This window comes from Candidatus Methylobacter favarea (assembly GCF_902806695.1).
In the GTDB taxonomy this organism is placed as follows: Bacteria; Pseudomonadota; Gammaproteobacteria; order Methylococcales; family Methylomonadaceae; genus Methylobacter_B; species Methylobacter_B favarea.
In genome coordinates this window covers 17,890-33,709 of the sequence record NZ_CADCXN010000091.1, presented here as the reverse complement: position 1 = coordinate 33,709, position 15,820 = coordinate 17,890, and the positions used below count along the sequence as shown (strand labels likewise).

13 protein-coding genes are annotated in these 15,820 nt (G+C 51.3%); 5 read left to right on the top strand and 8 right to left on the bottom strand.

What is annotated here, in order from left to right:
• Positions 1-18: 18 nt before the first annotated feature.
• The 4 genes from HUX64_RS14515 to msrP form a co-directional block, all read right to left on the bottom strand.
• Positions 19-594, bottom strand: a complete 576-nt coding sequence (locus HUX64_RS14515) for an HNH endonuclease (protein WP_174626936.1) — start codon at positions 592-594, stop codon at positions 19-21.
• Positions 594-1,583, bottom strand: a complete 990-nt coding sequence (locus HUX64_RS14510; protein WP_174626935.1) for a DNA cytosine methyltransferase — start codon at positions 1,581-1,583, stop codon at positions 594-596. Before HUX64_RS14510 ends, HUX64_RS14515 begins: the two co-directional genes overlap by 1 nt.
• A gap of 185 nt (positions 1,584-1,768) precedes the next feature.
• Entirely contained in the window at positions 1,769-2,410 is a 642-nt protein-coding gene (locus HUX64_RS14505; protein ID WP_174626934.1) for a protein-methionine-sulfoxide reductase heme-binding subunit MsrQ, read from the bottom strand.
• 4 nt (positions 2,411-2,414) lie between these two features.
• Entirely contained in the window at positions 2,415-3,344 is a 930-nt protein-coding gene (gene msrP, locus HUX64_RS14500) for a protein-methionine-sulfoxide reductase catalytic subunit MsrP (RefSeq protein ID WP_174626933.1), read from the bottom strand.
• An 863-nt stretch (positions 3,345-4,207) separates the two neighbouring features.
• Between msrP and HUX64_RS14495 the strand changes: the two genes are divergently transcribed.
• The 5 genes from HUX64_RS14495 to HUX64_RS14475 all read left to right on the top strand — a co-directional run bounded on the left by HUX64_RS14495 (position 4,208) and on the right by HUX64_RS14475 (position 11,950).
• Positions 4,208-4,666, top strand: a complete 459-nt coding sequence (locus tag HUX64_RS14495) for a hypothetical protein (RefSeq protein ID WP_217426551.1) — start codon at positions 4,208-4,210, stop codon at positions 4,664-4,666.
• Between the two features lie 167 nt (positions 4,667-4,833).
• Positions 4,834-5,451: a class I SAM-dependent methyltransferase gene (locus tag HUX64_RS14490; protein ID WP_174626932.1), complete on the top strand. Its 618-nt coding sequence runs from the start codon at positions 4,834-4,836 to the stop codon at positions 5,449-5,451.
• A 483-nt stretch (positions 5,452-5,934) separates the two neighbouring features.
• Positions 5,935-8,190: a hypothetical protein gene (locus HUX64_RS14485; RefSeq protein WP_174626931.1), complete on the top strand. Its 2,256-nt coding sequence runs from the start codon at positions 5,935-5,937 to the stop codon at positions 8,188-8,190.
• A gap of 11 nt (positions 8,191-8,201) precedes the next feature.
• Entirely contained in the window at positions 8,202-9,479 is a 1,278-nt protein-coding gene (locus tag HUX64_RS14480; RefSeq protein WP_217426550.1) for a glycosyltransferase, read from the top strand.
• Entirely contained in the window at positions 9,398-11,950 is a 2,553-nt protein-coding gene (locus HUX64_RS14475; RefSeq protein ID WP_174626929.1) for an endonuclease/exonuclease/phosphatase family protein, read from the top strand. The genes HUX64_RS14480 and HUX64_RS14475 overlap by 82 nt, the downstream gene beginning before the upstream one ends.
• Before the next feature lie 119 nt (positions 11,951-12,069).
• Here HUX64_RS14475 and HUX64_RS14470 read toward each other — a convergent pair whose 3' ends face one another.
• The 4 genes from HUX64_RS14470 to hspQ form a co-directional block, all read right to left on the bottom strand.
• Complete coding sequence (locus tag HUX64_RS14470) at positions 12,070-12,573, bottom strand: hypothetical protein (RefSeq protein WP_174626928.1); 504 nt, start codon at positions 12,571-12,573, stop codon at positions 12,070-12,072.
• A complete protein-coding gene (locus HUX64_RS14465; RefSeq protein ID WP_174626927.1) occupies positions 12,573-13,124 on the bottom strand; it encodes an FMN-binding protein in 552 nt (183 codons plus the stop codon). The genes HUX64_RS14470 and HUX64_RS14465 overlap by 1 nt, the downstream gene beginning before the upstream one ends.
• A gap of 225 nt (positions 13,125-13,349) precedes the next feature.
• Positions 13,350-14,738 carry a hypothetical protein gene (locus HUX64_RS14460; RefSeq protein ID WP_174626926.1) on the bottom strand — a complete coding sequence of 463 codons (1,389 nt, stop codon included), beginning with the start codon at positions 14,736-14,738 and terminating at the stop codon, positions 13,350-13,352.
• 453 nt (positions 14,739-15,191) lie between these two features.
• A complete protein-coding gene (gene hspQ / locus HUX64_RS14455) occupies positions 15,192-15,503 on the bottom strand; it encodes a heat shock protein HspQ (RefSeq protein ID WP_174626925.1) in 312 nt (103 codons plus the stop codon).
• Positions 15,504-15,820 lie beyond the last annotated feature (317 nt).

Here is a 15,820-nt window from a genome sequence, read left to right as displayed (position 1 = left end):
ATGCCATTACTTTAGGTTTTAACCTCCGAACCTTCCGCGAAGCCAATTGTAAACGGCTCTTTGCTCGTCTTGGCCCGCGCGTCGGATTTGAGATAATAACCAAATGGCCGTTGGTTTTTCGGCGGTAATATTTTTAGCGCCCTGATTGCAAGTTGAGCATAAAGACCGAAGGTTAGACAATTCATCTTTACCGCCTAAGCTTTTATCTTTTATATGCCCTATGTGAAGCCGAACCTTGCGCCTTGTTCCTGGGTCAATATCACCTGGCGTAAGTCCGCACATTTGACAAGTAAAACCGTTACGATCAAGAACTTCAGCCCTTAATTTTGACGATAGACCTCGAACAAAAGCTAAATCCAATGTGCCCGATGGCGCTTCTGTTAAGAGATATTCGCCCGGCTTTAATTCAAGGCTGTCATTGTGAGTAAGAATCTTCCAGCCTTCTTGCTCCCGCAATTCTCGAAGACGTCGGCTGTATTGAACGGCTCCATCAGCCGCTGCTTGTAATTCATGGGATTTAATTACTCTACCGATGTTAGCGAGAAGGAATTGTCTTATTTTTTCCTTAGAACTGGATTTCTTTTTTTCTGTCATTAAGCTGTTTTCCTTTTTCGTGCTGTAGTTATTTGAATAACTTGGTCGGCTGCGGTAAGGCAAGCGTTTATTTTGTTGGCAACAGCGCACGCCACAGGCGGCGGGAAAGCATTACCAATTTGCCGGTAAGCCGGCGTTTTTTTCCCTGTAAAAATCCAATCGTCGGGGAAACCTTGAAGTCTCGCAACCATTTGAACGGTTAAGCGCGGCATACCTAAAAAATCAGGCTCCGGTGCTTTATCAATTATACCAAGTCCGTCAACGCCTAAAGCCGACCACGCTTTACGGGCGCGAGTCGGTCCAAGATCTGGGCCTCCGTGTTTTTTCGAGCCTCCAACAATGGTGGGTGCTATCTGATTAGCTTGATCGCGCCACGCTGCCGCGCCGCGCCAGCCGTCCACGGCCATAAGATCAAAAAGGGTTTCTCCCACTGTTGGCGGGTTATATGTGTTCGTGGTTGGCCATTCAAAATTTGCGGCGTATTCCTTGCGGATGGCGACAAAAACCACGCGGGGGCGTAACTGTGGAACGCCATAGTCTGAAGCATTTAAAAGCCGCCAGTCGGTTTTATAACCAAGCTTGCCTATTTTTCCTGATACATAATTCCGGTAATCATCAAAAACCGCGTCAAGAATACCTCTTACATTTTCAATCATAACGGCGCGGGGACGGATTTCATCAATAAGACGAATAGCCGACGGAAACATGTTTCTTTCGTCGGCCTTACCTAACTGCTTGCCAGCCTTTGAAAATGGCGGGCAAGGCAAACCACCGGCAAGCAGGTCTATACTCTTGAAAGGTGCGCCGCAGAATGTCTCTAGGTCTTGTTCGAAAACTTGCCAATGCGGGCGGTTAAAGCGTAGCGTTTCGCAGCATTGGCGATCTATTTCTACCAACCCTTGATGACTAAAGCCCGCCATTTCAAGCCCTAAAGCTTGCCCGCCGCCGCCGGCGCATAGCTCTAAAGATGTAAAACTTGTTTTTATCATTTGTGCATTCTCTATTTATTATTTTGTCATGCGCCAACAGGGCCTTAGGCTGGGTTAGCGGCCTTGGTGCGTAACCCAACACTTGTAGTATCCCATAGATATGGCCGGGTGAAATAAAATCTGTTAACCTTAAATTAAGCATTATACCGGCCTGCCGAATATTCGCCACCGCTTCATAGGTACCCTTATGACGAGACAGTCTTTGGGCCAAGCCTGACTTTAATAAGACCGCGCGCCCGGTAAATCAGCCGGATACCCAATAAAATCCCGAGCAGCAAGGCGAAAGTGGCCGGGTTGGTAATATCCTTTTTTACCAGCCACCAGTAATGCACCACGCCGCCCACTGCGCTCAGATAAACCAAACGATGCAGCCAGCGCCAACGCTTGCCTCCCAACCTGCTGATCATACGGTCGGTTGAGGTTATCGCCAAGGGAATCATCAGTATAAAAGAAGGAAAGCCCACGGTGATATAGGGCCGTTTGACGATGTCCTTGACTATGGCGGGCCAGTCGAAGAACTGGTCCAGCACGAGATAAGTCAGAAAATGCAGACTGCCGTAAAAAAACGCGAACAAGCCGAGCATCCGCCGCAGGCGAATCAGCCAATTCCAGCCCAGTAATCGCCTGACTGGAGTAATGGAGAGCGTAATCAACAGAAAAGTCAGCGTCCAGTAGCCAGTCGTCCTAGTGATTTTTTCGATAGGATTAGCGCCTAATGCATCAATATAGAAGCCAATTCCCAATTTAATCAACGGAGCCAGAGCCAGCAAAAAAACGCCTGTTTTTATCCCCTCTACAAAGCTGGCGTCGAGAGTCTTGAGAGTCATGGCATCAGAAATTTTTAATCAGATCCATTCCCGTATACAGATGCGCAACCTGATCCGCATAACCGTTAAACGGCAAGGTCTTGCGTTTAAGAAATTCGCCGATGCGGCGCTCCTTGGCCTGGCTCCAGCGCGGATGATCGACAGCCGGGTTGACATTGGCATAAAAGCCGTACTCGCCGGGAGCTGACTGGGTCCAGCTCGATACCGGCTGTTTTTCCGCAAAAAGAATGCGTACGATGGATTTGGCGCTTTTAAAGCCGTATTTCCACGGAATGACCACACGCACAGGCGCGCCATTCTGATTCGGCAGCACTTCTCCATAAAGGCCTACGGCAAGCAAAGTCAGAGGATGCATAGCTTCGTCCATGCGCAGTCCCTCCCGGTAAGGCCATTCCAGCACGGAAAATTTTTGCCCGGGCATTTGCTCCGGATCATGCAGGGAAATAAATTCCACGAATCTGGCATTGCCGGTAGGTTCTACGCGTTTAATCAGTTCGGCCAGGGAAAATCCCACCCAGGGCACTACCATCGACCAGGCTTCCACGCAACGCAGCCGGTAAATGCGCTCTTCCAGCGGCGCCAGTTTGAGCAGCTCGTCGATATCAAAAACCTTGGGCTTGTTAACTTCACCTTCCACCGTTACCGTCCACGGGCGCGTTTTCAAACGGCCTGCATTTTTGGCCGGATCTTCCTTATCGGTGCCGAATTCGTAAAAATTGTTGTATCGGGTCACATCTTCCATCGGCGTTAATTTATCCGGCAAGGTATAGGCCGAGGTTTTAACGTCCGCCAGTTTATCGCCGGCCAGGACCGATTCAGGCAGCAATGCCGCGGCAGACGCGCCGGCGGCCAATTGCATAAAGCGACGCCGCGCGTAAAACAATTCGCGCGGGGTAATTTCGGAGGCTTTAATCCGTGCTTCATTTTTTTTCATGCGCTTTATTCTCCTTAAATTTGCTAACCATAAGATTATTCAATCGCTGCTTCGGTTCAGGGAATTTACAGTAGCATATTGTTATGCCCAAGCCGGCTCCGTGCGGTTTTCCGAATAGACGCATTGATGATGCTGCCTGATCAGAATTGCCTCTATCGCAGGTACTCCCCGGTAAACGGCAAAAATATTCATCGAATCTTGAAAATACCCGACAAAATCCGAATTGGCAAGCAACTGGCCTGGCAAGCAACAAATGCAGAGTTACAAAATGCATTGCCGCTATCTGCCCAATATTTGATCCGGTTTTTGCCGCCCGAAGCGCTTCCAGCACTTTAAACTCGCTCAATGCCTTATGCCAGGCGTGATTGATACAAAAAACTGCCTCTCTCTGATATTTTCTCCTTCTCATCCCTCGATGTAATTCGCAGCCCAGGTTTGGTACGGAAGCCTGCCTTCTCAGACCGATAGAGACTTCAGTGAGGCGGCGGTTGGCGCCTTGACATTAATTTTCCAGGCATTGTCGTTCGACGTCGCGTTTGGGATTCTTCGGGTATTGCCTGGTTATCAAGGGCAAACAGGCTCTGTTTGCGGAAAAATCCATGTCTCTCGCACCAATGAATGCAAGTGCATCTTTTTATCTTTCCCAAGTACACTTCATGGATGCGCCCGCCTTGAAATTCTGAATGTGCTGTTAACGCAGGCTGTAATCTTGCAGGCGGTTTCTCCATTTTTCATGCGCTATTGAAGGCGAGCCCGCTATTATAATTCCCGATTTTCCTGATCCATTTGGCTGTTAATCGGATGACTTCATAACCGGAATAAAGCAGAGGGCGCTGTTGCCAATTAATTGTATTGTCGCTAATATGGCATCAAAACTATTCCCCGATGGAGCCATTATTATGGCGCTTGCTCAAGAAGATCTGCAACAAATCCAGCAGCTTATCGAACAAAGCCTGGCTGCGCATCCGGAATTTGCCAATGCCAATGTGCGTTATGAGCTGGATATCCGCGAGCGTATTGTCCGTGTTGAAGAAGAGCTCAAGCATCAGCGCGAGTTGATGATGCAGGGCTTTGAGAACAGCAACAAGCGTTTTGAAGAAATGAACAAACGTTTTGATGAAATGCGCGCCGATATGAACAAGCGCTTTGAGCAAGTGGACAAGCGTTTCGAGCAGGTGGATAAGCGCTTTGAGCAGGTGGACAAGCGCTTTGAGCAAATCGATAAGCATTTAACCATCATCACCACTCGCCTGGACAGATTCATGTTCTGGTCGTTAGGCCTAACCATTTCTGCCGTCATCGCTATCATTAAACTGACTTGATATGGAGGGCTCCCCTATCGCTGCAATTGGCCTCAAGACTCTGGGGCTTGCTCTCGTTGCTGGCCGGTATTTAAACTTTTTACAATCTGTCCGCAGCACTGACAGGAAGTCGATAGCGATCAAGTCTGGCGGTGCTCTACAACAATCCAATCAATGACTAATTCATTATGAAGCCTGACAGCGCCCGCATACAAAAACGATATGATCAGATTGCGCCCTATTTCGACGCCATCGAAGCGGTGATGGAAGGCTTGGTTTTTAAATCCTGGCGTCAAAAATTATGGGAAAAAGTGGAGGGATATCATATCCTTGAAGTAGGCGTAGGTACGGGCAAGAACTTTGACTATTATCCTGAAGATGCGCGCATAACCGCAATTGATTTCAGTAAAAAGATGCTGCAGCAGGCGGCGCACAAGCGGAGCAGAAAAAACATCACTGTTGATCTGGAATTAATGGATATTCAGTCCTTGTGCTTTGCCAGCAACAGTTTTGATACGGTTATCGGTTCGTTTGTTTTTTGTTCAGTGCCCTCGCCCCTGAAAGGATTGAAGGAACTGTATCGGGTATGCAAGCCGGGCGGACAGCTTTTATTGCTGGAACAGGTATTAAGTTCACGCCTGGCGCTGGCAGCCGCCATGCAGTTAATCAATCCGCTTGTTGTTGCGATGGCCGGAACCCATATCAACCGGACTACGGTCAAACACATTCAGGCCTGCGCCTTTGATGGGGTGCGCATTGATGAGCGCAGCGGCGATATGATCAAGTTGATTGAAGCCAGAAAATAGGAAGCTTCTGAACACCAGTGATCGATCAAGTGTGAAAATTGCACACCTTAAGCTTACTTGACGTGTCCGGGTGGCTAAATGCATGGGTCAATGAGCCTGTTATGCAATGAAAAGGCCAAGAATCGCTTTGATAATCATCACGCGCTAATCAGTATTTGCCCAACCTCACATTCATCTTTTCGCATAAGGGGGGGATTAAAATCTTGAATAACTTAACCTCAATTGATGAAGCATTTCCCTGGCGAGGAACTTTGGGTTGATTAGCGATCTCTATTCATACCAGAAGATTATTCAAACGGATCAGAATCAAAAAATTTGCCTGAGTAATGACAGGAGTTATAGTGCCTTGGAACGCGCATCATCGGAATGAGGTTTTTATGGTTTGGGTTTTATCATGAGTTCAGAAGCCGTCGTCTTTTTTCACCGAACCGTTCGCAAGGCCGGGGTTAAAAAGATCCGCGAAGACGCTTGGGGAGACCCGCCATGCCGTGGCTGAAATGGATGCCGTGGCGGTTTGTGTTGCGCCGGCTGGCGCGCAGTCACGGCTTTTTGGACCCGATGACAGTCCTGGCTGGGCTGCAGCGTTTCGCTCAGCCTTCCGAAGTGGATCAGCCGGTCGAGTTGCTGCGCGCCGGTGCCCTGTTTCATGCCCGCGGGCTAATAAATAGCCGCGTCATCCAGCATAACCTGGACTGGGTATGGCCTTACTGGATCGAACGCCAGTTTGATCCAGCGGATGATGCCTTCGTGCCCAGGGCTTTTTCCATTACCCATGTCAATCTCACTCATCGTAACTGGACCGCTATCGGCTGGCCGGAGTGCCCCGATTTACCCATTATCGATCCACGGGGACTGCTGACGCCCATTTACGACGGCTGGTCGCTGGACGGATGGGTCATTGCATCGGACGGCGAGCTTCTGTTGCCATCGCGTGCCGACGCCACCATACAGCGTCTGGAATTAAGTCAAGGTCCGGTGGTGACGACAGAGACGACGCAAGGCGATCTCTGGCTGCTCACTAGGGCATCAGTCGAGCCTGTATCGGAGAGCCTCGTCTGCCAGCTGCAACTGGAAGCGCGCAGCAGCCGGCCCGGCTGGCTGGCAGTGGCGCTCAGGCCTTACAATCCGGAAGGCGTCAGTTTTATTAATCGCATAGAACTCGTGCCCGAGCGCACGGGCTGGCTCGTCGATGGAAAATGCAAAATTGCTTTCAGCGCACCGGTTGATCGCCACCATGTTTCGGATTACCGCGGCGGCGACGTCTCAATTCATCTCAATGATCGTGAAGATCAGCAGCAGACCGAGTGCGATGTGGGCATGGCTACGGCCGCGGCGCTGTTTAAACTGGAAGCCGGGCAGTCGCGGACGATCACGGTGCATGTGCCTCTGCAATGGACGAATAAAACAGCAGCCTCTGCAGCCACCTGGACAAGCAGCCTTCAGGGCGCTTGTGCGCTGCGCATTCCCGACAGGCGCTTTCAGTTTCTATACGATGCAGGGCTGCATACCTTAGTGCTGCACAGCGCCGACGATATCTATCCGGGTCCTTATACCTACAAGCGGTTCTGGTTCCGCGACGCGGCTTTCATTCTCCATGCCCTGCTGTGTGCCGGGTTTAACGAGCGCGTCGAGCGCGCACTGGACCGTTTTCCCGCGCGCCAAACGCCAACAGGCTATTTCCGCTCGCAGGATGGGGAATGGGATTCCAATGGCGAAGCGCTCTGGATTATGCGCCGCTTCTGTGAAGTTACTAACCGGCCGCCAAAAGCAGATTGGTGGCTTGCCGCCCGACGCGGCGCCAACTGGATCGTGCGCAAGCGTTTGAAGGGAGAAGGCCAGGCGCTGCAGGCGGGCCTTTTCCCAGCGGGCTTCAGCGCCGAACATCTGGGGCCCAATGATTATTATTACTGGGATGATTTCTGGGGAATTGCCGGCCTGCATGCAGCGGCGGCGCTTGCCGGATACCTAGGCGACAAGACCCTTGGACAGACCTTCAAACATGAGGCTCAGGATTTCCGGCAAGCGCTGGAGCGCAGTCTTGACCTGGTCGCTGAACGCACTGGCGGTGCGGCTATGCCGGCTTCTCCCTACCGTCGGCTGGATGCCGGCGCTATCGGCTCGCTCGCCGGCGGCTATCCCTTGCAATTGCAGCCGCCGGATGACTTGCGGCTGAGCGCTACAGTAGAGTTTCTACTGAAAAACTGCTTCTTCGGCGGCGGCTTTTTTCAGGATATGATTCATTCGGGCATCAATGCCTATCTGACCTTACATGTCGCCCAGGTGCTGCTGCGAGCCGGCGATATGCGTTACCGGGAGCTTATGGATGCAGTCGCCGGCATGGCCTCGCCGACCGGTCAGTGGCCCGAAGCTATCCACCCGCGTACGGGCGGCGGCTGTATGGGCGATGGCCAGCATGTATGGGCGGCGGCCGAGTGGATTCTCATGATGCGTCACTGTTTTCTTCGCGAAGAAGGAGAGGCTCTGATCATGGGTGAAGGCATTTTTCCGGCATGGCTGTCTCATAAAGAGACGTTAAGCTTCGGTCCGGCGCCGACGGCATTCGGCACCGTCTCGATGACGATAGAGCCGGAAAAGCCGGCATCGCCTGAAGCAATTAAAATAAGATGGCAGGCGATCTGGCATGGCCAGCCGCCTAAAATAGAGCTTCGTCTGCCGGGCTTTGTTCATTCCCGCGTGTTGCCCGGTGAGACCAGCGCCCGCTTGATAAAGGTGATTTGATGAATATAGTCATGCTGACGAATACTTTCACCCCGCATGTAGGCGGCGTGGCGCGCTCGGTGGAAACCTTCACGAACGCTTATCGACAGCGCGGCCATCGGGTGCTGGTGGTAGCGCCTGAATTCGCCGATATGCCGCAGGCTGAGGCAGACGTGATACGCATTCCCGCCGTTCAGAACTTTAACGGCAGCGATTTTTCGGTGGTATTGCCGGTCGCCGGCCTTCTTACTGACGCTCTTGATGAGCTCCGGCCGGATATCGTGCACGCCCATCATCCTTATCTCCTGGGCATGACGGCCTTGCGCGTGGCCCGCTTTCACCGGCTGCCGCTGGTATTTACCCATCATACTCGCTATGAGGAATATACCCATTATGTCCCGGGCAATTCGCCTACCCTTAAGCGCTTCGTGATCGAGTTGGCCACCCGCTACGCCAACTTGTGCGATCAGGTCTTTGCTCCCAGTGAGAGCATCGCCGTCCTCCTTCAGCAGAGGGGAGTAATAAGGCCGATTACAGCGGTGCCTACCGGCATCGATGTCGAACGCTTTGCTCAAGGTAAAGGAGCGCCCTTTCGCGCCGCCATGGGTATTCCGCAGGATGCCTTTGTCGTCGGCCACCTGGGCCGTCTGGCTCCGGAAAAAAATCTGGTTTTCCTGGCCGAAGCGGTAGCCGCTTTTCTTGAAACTCAACCCCGAGCCCATTTTCTGGTAGGCGGCAAGGGGCCGTCGGAAGAATCTATTCGCGCTATTTTCAGGCGCGCAAATCTCGACTCCCGGCTGCACTTTGCCGGCATCCTGGAACTGCCACGGCTGGCTGATGCTTATGACGCCATGAATGTATTCGCCTTCGCTTCCGAAAGTGAAACCCAGGGCATCGTATTGGCCGAGGCCATGGCAGCGGGCGTGCCGGTAGTGGCGCTGGATGCGGCCGGCGTGCAGGAAGTAGTCAGGGATGGCCACAATGGCCGCCTATTGCGCGATAAAACGCTGCCGGCATTCATATCAGCCCTGACCTGGATGATCAACCTGCCTGAAGCGAGTCTGCAAACTCTGCAATACTGTGCCCGTGAAACAGCAAGGGAATTTTCGGTGCCGCACACCACGGCCAAGGCTCTGGCCTGCTATGAAAGCCTGCGCGTGAAAAAATTTGTCGAGCGCGCCGAAGCCGAATATCAATGGGAGAAATTGCTGCAGTTCATCAAGACGGAATGGGAGATTGTCAAAGGCATGACAGAAGCTGCCAGCGCCGCGCTCGCCAGCAGCGAATCCCCGCCGGGAAAAAACGGGTGATCGGCCGCATAGAAGCCTTCATCCGGAAACTGCGCCGCGGCTTGAGCCGGAGCGAATGGCTGGCGCGGCTGTTAAGGCTGCCGAGGTCGGCAGGCCCAGCCACAGAACCGGGTCTGGTGCTTATTCAGATCGACGGCCTGGCTCATTCGCAATTGAGCCATGGCCTGAAACAGGGCGGGATGCCTTTCCTGCAACGTCTGATCAAGCGTGAGCGTTACCGGCTGCATCCGCAGTATGCGGGCATACCCTCAACTACCGCTGCAGTCCAGGCTGAGTTGTTTTATGGCATAAAAGCAGCAGTGCCGGGTTTTAACTTCATGGAACGCGCTTCCGGCAAACTGGTGCGTATGTTCGAGCCGGAGATCACAGCCCTGGTGGAGAGCAAATTGGAGAAATATGGAGCCGAGCCGCTGCTCAAGGGCGGCAGTGCCTATGTCGACAATTATACCGGCGGCGCCGCAGAGGCGCATTTTTGCCCGAACGCCCTGGGCTGGGGACCTTCCCTGCGCGAGTCCAGCCCGCTGGTCTTCGTTTTGCTCATTATCAGTAATGCCCATAGTTTCGTGCGTACAGCGGCTCTGCTTGTGCTCGAAACGATGCTGGCGCTAGTGGATTGCATCCGCGGACTCATCGATGGACATGATCTGATCGCAGAACTGAAATTCGTGCCTACGCGGGTAGTAATCGCGATTTTGCTCCGCGAACTGGCTGTGATTGGCGTAAAAATCGATATTGCCAGAGGCTTGCCCATTATCCACCTGAATTTTCTTGGCTACGATGAGCAAGCCCATCGGCGCGGTCCTTCTTCGGAATTTGCCCACTGGACACTCAAGGGGATCGATGATGCTATCGCGCGTATCTGGCGTGCAGCGCAGCGCTCGGCACATCGCCATTACGATGTCTGGATCTACTCGGATCATGGACAGCAATACGCTCTGCCCTACCACCAGGTGCACGGCCGCAGCCTTGCCGAAGCAGTCGCGGAGTTGTGCACCCGGCAGCTGAATGAGCCGGTTACCGTTCAATCCAATGGCCCGTGGGGCATTCAACTGCACAGGGTGCAATTCCTCGGCGGCAAAAAGATCCAGCGGCTGCTTCCGGTTCGAAATAACTCGCAAGCCGAGGTAGAAAGTCCGCAATTGACCGTCGCCGCCCTGGGCCCCGTTGCCATGATCTACCGAAACGGCGAACTTGCGTCCAAAACGCGAGCCGAGCTCGCACGGGATCTTGTGGAAGATGCCGGGATACCGCTGGTGCTGATCAAGGATGCCCCCAATCGTGCGCGCGCCTGGACCGAAGCCGGAGAGTTCATGCTGCCCGAGGATAGCATTCAAATCCTGGGCGCTGATCATCCTTTCCTCGAGGAAGCCAGCCAGGATCTGATCAAATTGTGTCATCATCCGGAGGCCGGCGAATTCATTGCCTGTGGCTGGCGAGCCGACGGCCCGGCTTACACGTTCGCTATAGAACACGGCGCTCACGGCGGCATCTCACCCGAAGAGACTACCGCCTTTGCCTTGCTGCCCAACGATGCGCCCCTGCCCTTGCCGACTCGACAGCGCGGCTATCTGCGTACAGCTGATCTGCGCCAGGCAGCGCTCCATTTGTTAGGTAGAACCGAGAGCCGTATGGCTCAGGTGCGTCAATGGCAGGGCTCCGTTGGCGAGGTCTTGAGAATTATGACCTACAATGTTCATAGCTGTATCGGCATGGATGGCCAGCCTTCGCCGGAACGCATTGCCCGGGTCATCGCCTGCCACAGGCCGGACGTTGTGGCTCTGCAGGAACTCGACGTAGGGCGGGCCCGCACCGGCGGCATCGACCAGGTTCGGCGCATCGCAGCGTCTCTGGAAATGAATTTCCATTTTCATCCGGCTCGCTATATAGGAGAAGGGCGTTACGGTAATGCAGTGCTTAGCCGTCTGCCGATGCGCCTGATCAAGGCGGCCGCTTTGCCCCGCCTGTCAAAGCGGCCGGAGCTTGAATCACGCGGAGCGCTGTGGGTGGAAATTGAATTCAACGGCATGGAGATTCAAGTCATCAATACTCACTTGGGGCTATCGCCCCGGGAGCGTCAGATGCAGGTGCAAGCCTTGCTTGGCGCAGCCTGGCTGCAGCATCCCAGCTGCCGCTCGCCAGCCGTGCTTTGCGGTGATTTCAACGCGCGGCCTTCCTCTGCCATTTGCCGACAGCTGCGCCAGCGCCTCCAGGACGCTCAGCTCGAACTGAGCCGATACCGGCCGCGCAGCACTTTTTTTGGCCGTTTCCCCACTGCGCGTCTTGACTATATATTTATCGACTCCGGCATTGAAGTGCTTAATGTCGAAGTGCCGAGGGCAGAGCTTTCCCGCCTCGCATCGGATCATCTGCCGCTGATCGTCGAGATGCGCATACCGGCCAGGACGCATTTATCAAGGTCAGACCGCGTCAATACGCCTGAGTCTGCTGGCCTAGCAAAGGGCAATGGCTAGCTTTGCATCAAACTTCATGTTGAGAAGCCCGTGCAGATAGATGTACAGCTGTCGGTTATTCCGACCGTAACATGAACACGGCTGGACCCCGTATGGCTGGAAACTGCTCAGCATGAATTCTAAGCCCTGATATTTTGACGGAGCTGAATTCTGGCGCGAATTAGCGCTACAATGACGACGATCAGCAGCGCCGCCAACGAAAACTCTAATAATAAAAAAGCTGCGATTTTAAACCAGGCAAACAGCGGGTGGACGAATCTGACCAGCCACCCGCCCGCTTCATCGGCTATGGCGGACAGATAAGTCAAACTGCTTATCCAGATTTTTAACCGGGTCGAAAACTCGGTCATTAACATTAAATGAGTTAATGTCACTACCAGTATGCCCATAGAAAACAAATGAAAATGAGATACTTCCAGCATTCCTTCGTAGCTTCTGGGCGGAATAAATTGTTCTTCAGAACCCAGATAATAGCTCACCACTGAATCAGGCGTTAAATTCATGCGATGAAAAAACATCAGGCCATTGCTTATCCATAACAAAACAATATAGCCGAGGAACATCAGGACCAGGGTATTAAGCAATGATTTGCGATGCTGTTCGCCAGTTACAAAATAACGCATTAGAGTTTACTCTTGTCTTTAACGAGAACCTGATAAATCGCCATCACCTTGCGGATACTCGTGATTGCCGCTCGCGTACTTAAGGTCGCGCCGCTTATTCCATCCACGCCTTTATTAAAATCCATCGCGCTTAACGGACGTTTATACAGCTGTTGATACCAGCGCTCGGGCGGCTGATATTCGGGCGGCTCGTGAAAGGCAAGAGTATAGACATTGCGTAACTCGCCTTCGGGCGTCAACACAATCATCAACGTTTCCGGCTTGGTTCTGACAGTTATGGATTCAATCGCCGCATAGCCAAGGATGTTCCCTTGCTCCTTGCCGATATAAAATGTAAATAAGCCGGATTCGAGCTTGACTTTAGCTAATTTCTGAATTTTGGCCGTTTCCTGATCATTCGGAAATAATGATAGCAATTCCACTTGCTTGCTTTTACCGAAAGCCAGTTCCATCGCCTCATTCTTGCTGTAAAAAATTGTGGCAATGCTGGATTGTGGAATTGTCAGCAGCAATAAGAGTAGTAAACATATCTTATGACTGATTACTTTCATTTCTGTTCTCCTTCAAGAATCGGGTTTGCCAGCAGAAAAAATCCGGGCAACTTAAAACAAACTGCCAGTAAGATCTTTCTTTAACAAGAAATATCTTACTGGCAGTTTCCGGTCGAATCAGCGCTCCAGTTAGTACTGAAACGAGAGACTGTATTTTTCGACTTACCGGCTCATTAATATCATACTATAGGATTTGAATTATGAAGCGCCCAATGCTTTTTGATGCTAGAAAATAAAACCGAAGCCGAGGTTAAAATCATCAGATAGCGGTCCCTGTTTGGCAACCCGGTTGCGGTAGTCAGCCTTGAGTACGACATTTGGGATAGGTTTATATTGCAAGCCTGCCTGATAAATTTGCCAGTCCTTGCTTAGATCATCGGCAAAACCGTCGGGTGCTTTGGCAATAGTATCCAGCCTTTCATAACGGATGAATGGCGCAAGATATTGAGTTGTATCGTTAAATAGCCATGGCAAAATGTCATAGCCCACTTCCGCATACCACCCAAAGTTTTCTGAACCGATGGCTTCGCCTTTTTGCGCGCTCAGCAATTCGGCATCATTGATGTGGCCCCATGAACCCAAGGTCCTGAATTCCAGTCCCCGGTATTTCCATTGCAAATGGCCTTCGTAAAGTTGCGTAAAAACATCGGCCTTTGTTCCGGCAAAACTCTGGTTTTGTCCGGAATTGCCGACATATGCGGAACCGCCTACGGTGACGCCGGGCAATGCCGCGGGCGTGTAATCAACACGTCCGACAAAACCGAAGTTTTCCGCCTTTGCCTGACTGCCTTGGCCGCGTCCTCCGCGGATGCCGTCGGCGCTAAACTCTGAAGCATCCAGGCCGTTGACTACATAGGTCGTATAGGTCAACTCCGGCGTGATTTGGCCAAACAAACCAACGCCGACTTCACGCCAGGTGCTGGGAATAATCCGGCGTTCCACTTCAGGCCGATTGTTGCCAAAATAAAACGGCGGCTCGTGAATCTGGTTGATAAAGCCCATGGGCATCAGCACCAAGCCGGCACGGATGTTGGCTAATGGATCAATAAAGAAATCCAGCGCTGCAAATTCAACCGAAACCTCGCCTTTTTCTTCAGCTCCCTCTCCGGTAGAAGCATGCTCAAACTCCAGTTCACTATTGAAAAGTATCCGATCAGTAAATTTATAACCGGCGTAAAGAACCATTCGTTCCAGGTCAGCATTGTCTTTGTTATTGCCTTTCTCGCCCACATTGGCCTGATAATGGCCTTCCCCATAGCCGCCAATCGACAGTCCTTTGCCGACCTGATAGACTTTAGAAGCGGCAGGGCCCAGGCCATAAGCACTTTTATATTTGGTTTCTTCAGGAATAACCAGATTAGTCCGCAGTTTTTCCACTTCCTGGCTCAATACATCAGTTTTTCGCTCCAGATTTTTCACACTTCCATCAGCAGTTTTAGGCACTTTGGCCGCCATTGCGGTTTTCATTTCATCAATTTGCTTTTGTTGCGCCTCAATAATTTTCCACATTTCCTCCATGGTTTGCGGTTTTTCCAATGCATTGACCGAGGTGGTCAAAGCGATCAGCACTGTTATTACACTGCCTTTAAATAACGTATGGTTGTTAATTTTCATTGCACATCCGATTATAAAATTGGGGTGCAGGTATGATAAATTAAATAACTCTAATATTGCAAATGATTCTTATTTAGATATGTATAATTACAATGCATGAAACTTAATAAACCATCAAAATCACATTTCTGTGAGTCAGGGAATTTTCAGTCATAACGTTAAAAGCGGTTTTGGCGATAGCAAAAACTGGCCTATACAAGCCGGGATACGCAGCTTTTATTGCTGGAACAGATGTTGAATTCATGACCGGCGATGGCAGGCGCCCTGCAGTTGATCAATCCCGTTGTTGTGCTAAAGGGAGTCTCTATTTTTACCGGCTACGATCAAACACATTCAGGCTACGCCTTTGAGAAGATACGGATTGAGCGAGCGGAGAGATGTTTATCTGGGTTGAGGCTAGAAATAAGGATCCCAAGCCCTCGCTTGGTGGCTTCGGAAGCTTCTCCGATAGCTCTAGTTTTTTCTGGTTTTAAGCTGATAAACCCCATCCTCCAGCTGCTCGAAATAACGATCAATCCAGGGATGATTAATCGGTGTGATTATTTTGCTGGGCTCTAAATTACTTTCCGCAATATAGGTATGATGTGTGGCATTGTCTACCAGGACATGATACCAGGGCTGATTTTTTGACGGTCGGCTGCGGGCAATCTTGTCATACCAATCCTGACTGCCCAGAAATTGAAAATCAGCATCAAAAATAACCCCCCGATAGTCGAAAAGTTTGTGGTAAATAATTTGACCGATAAAAAAATTTGCCTTTTGCATCACTGTTTACCTTGCCCTATTACCTTTTGCGCATCTATAAATATACGCGATAACGCATTCCCGACCTGGCCTTATCCCTCTCAAAAACAAACTATTATTCATGATGACTGGCAGCAATGTTCGGTATACTGCAAGCACTAAGGAAACATGCCCTTGGGGATAAAGCCCATAAGCGGGATGACGCCTGGGGCACAGTTAAAAACGTATAAAAATTCGCTCCATTTGGTGGTCGTTAATGACCTGTTCAAACATCAAGTTCGCTCCGGATTAGGCGAGCTGGATTAAATATATCCTAAAGACTATCATAACAAAGCAAT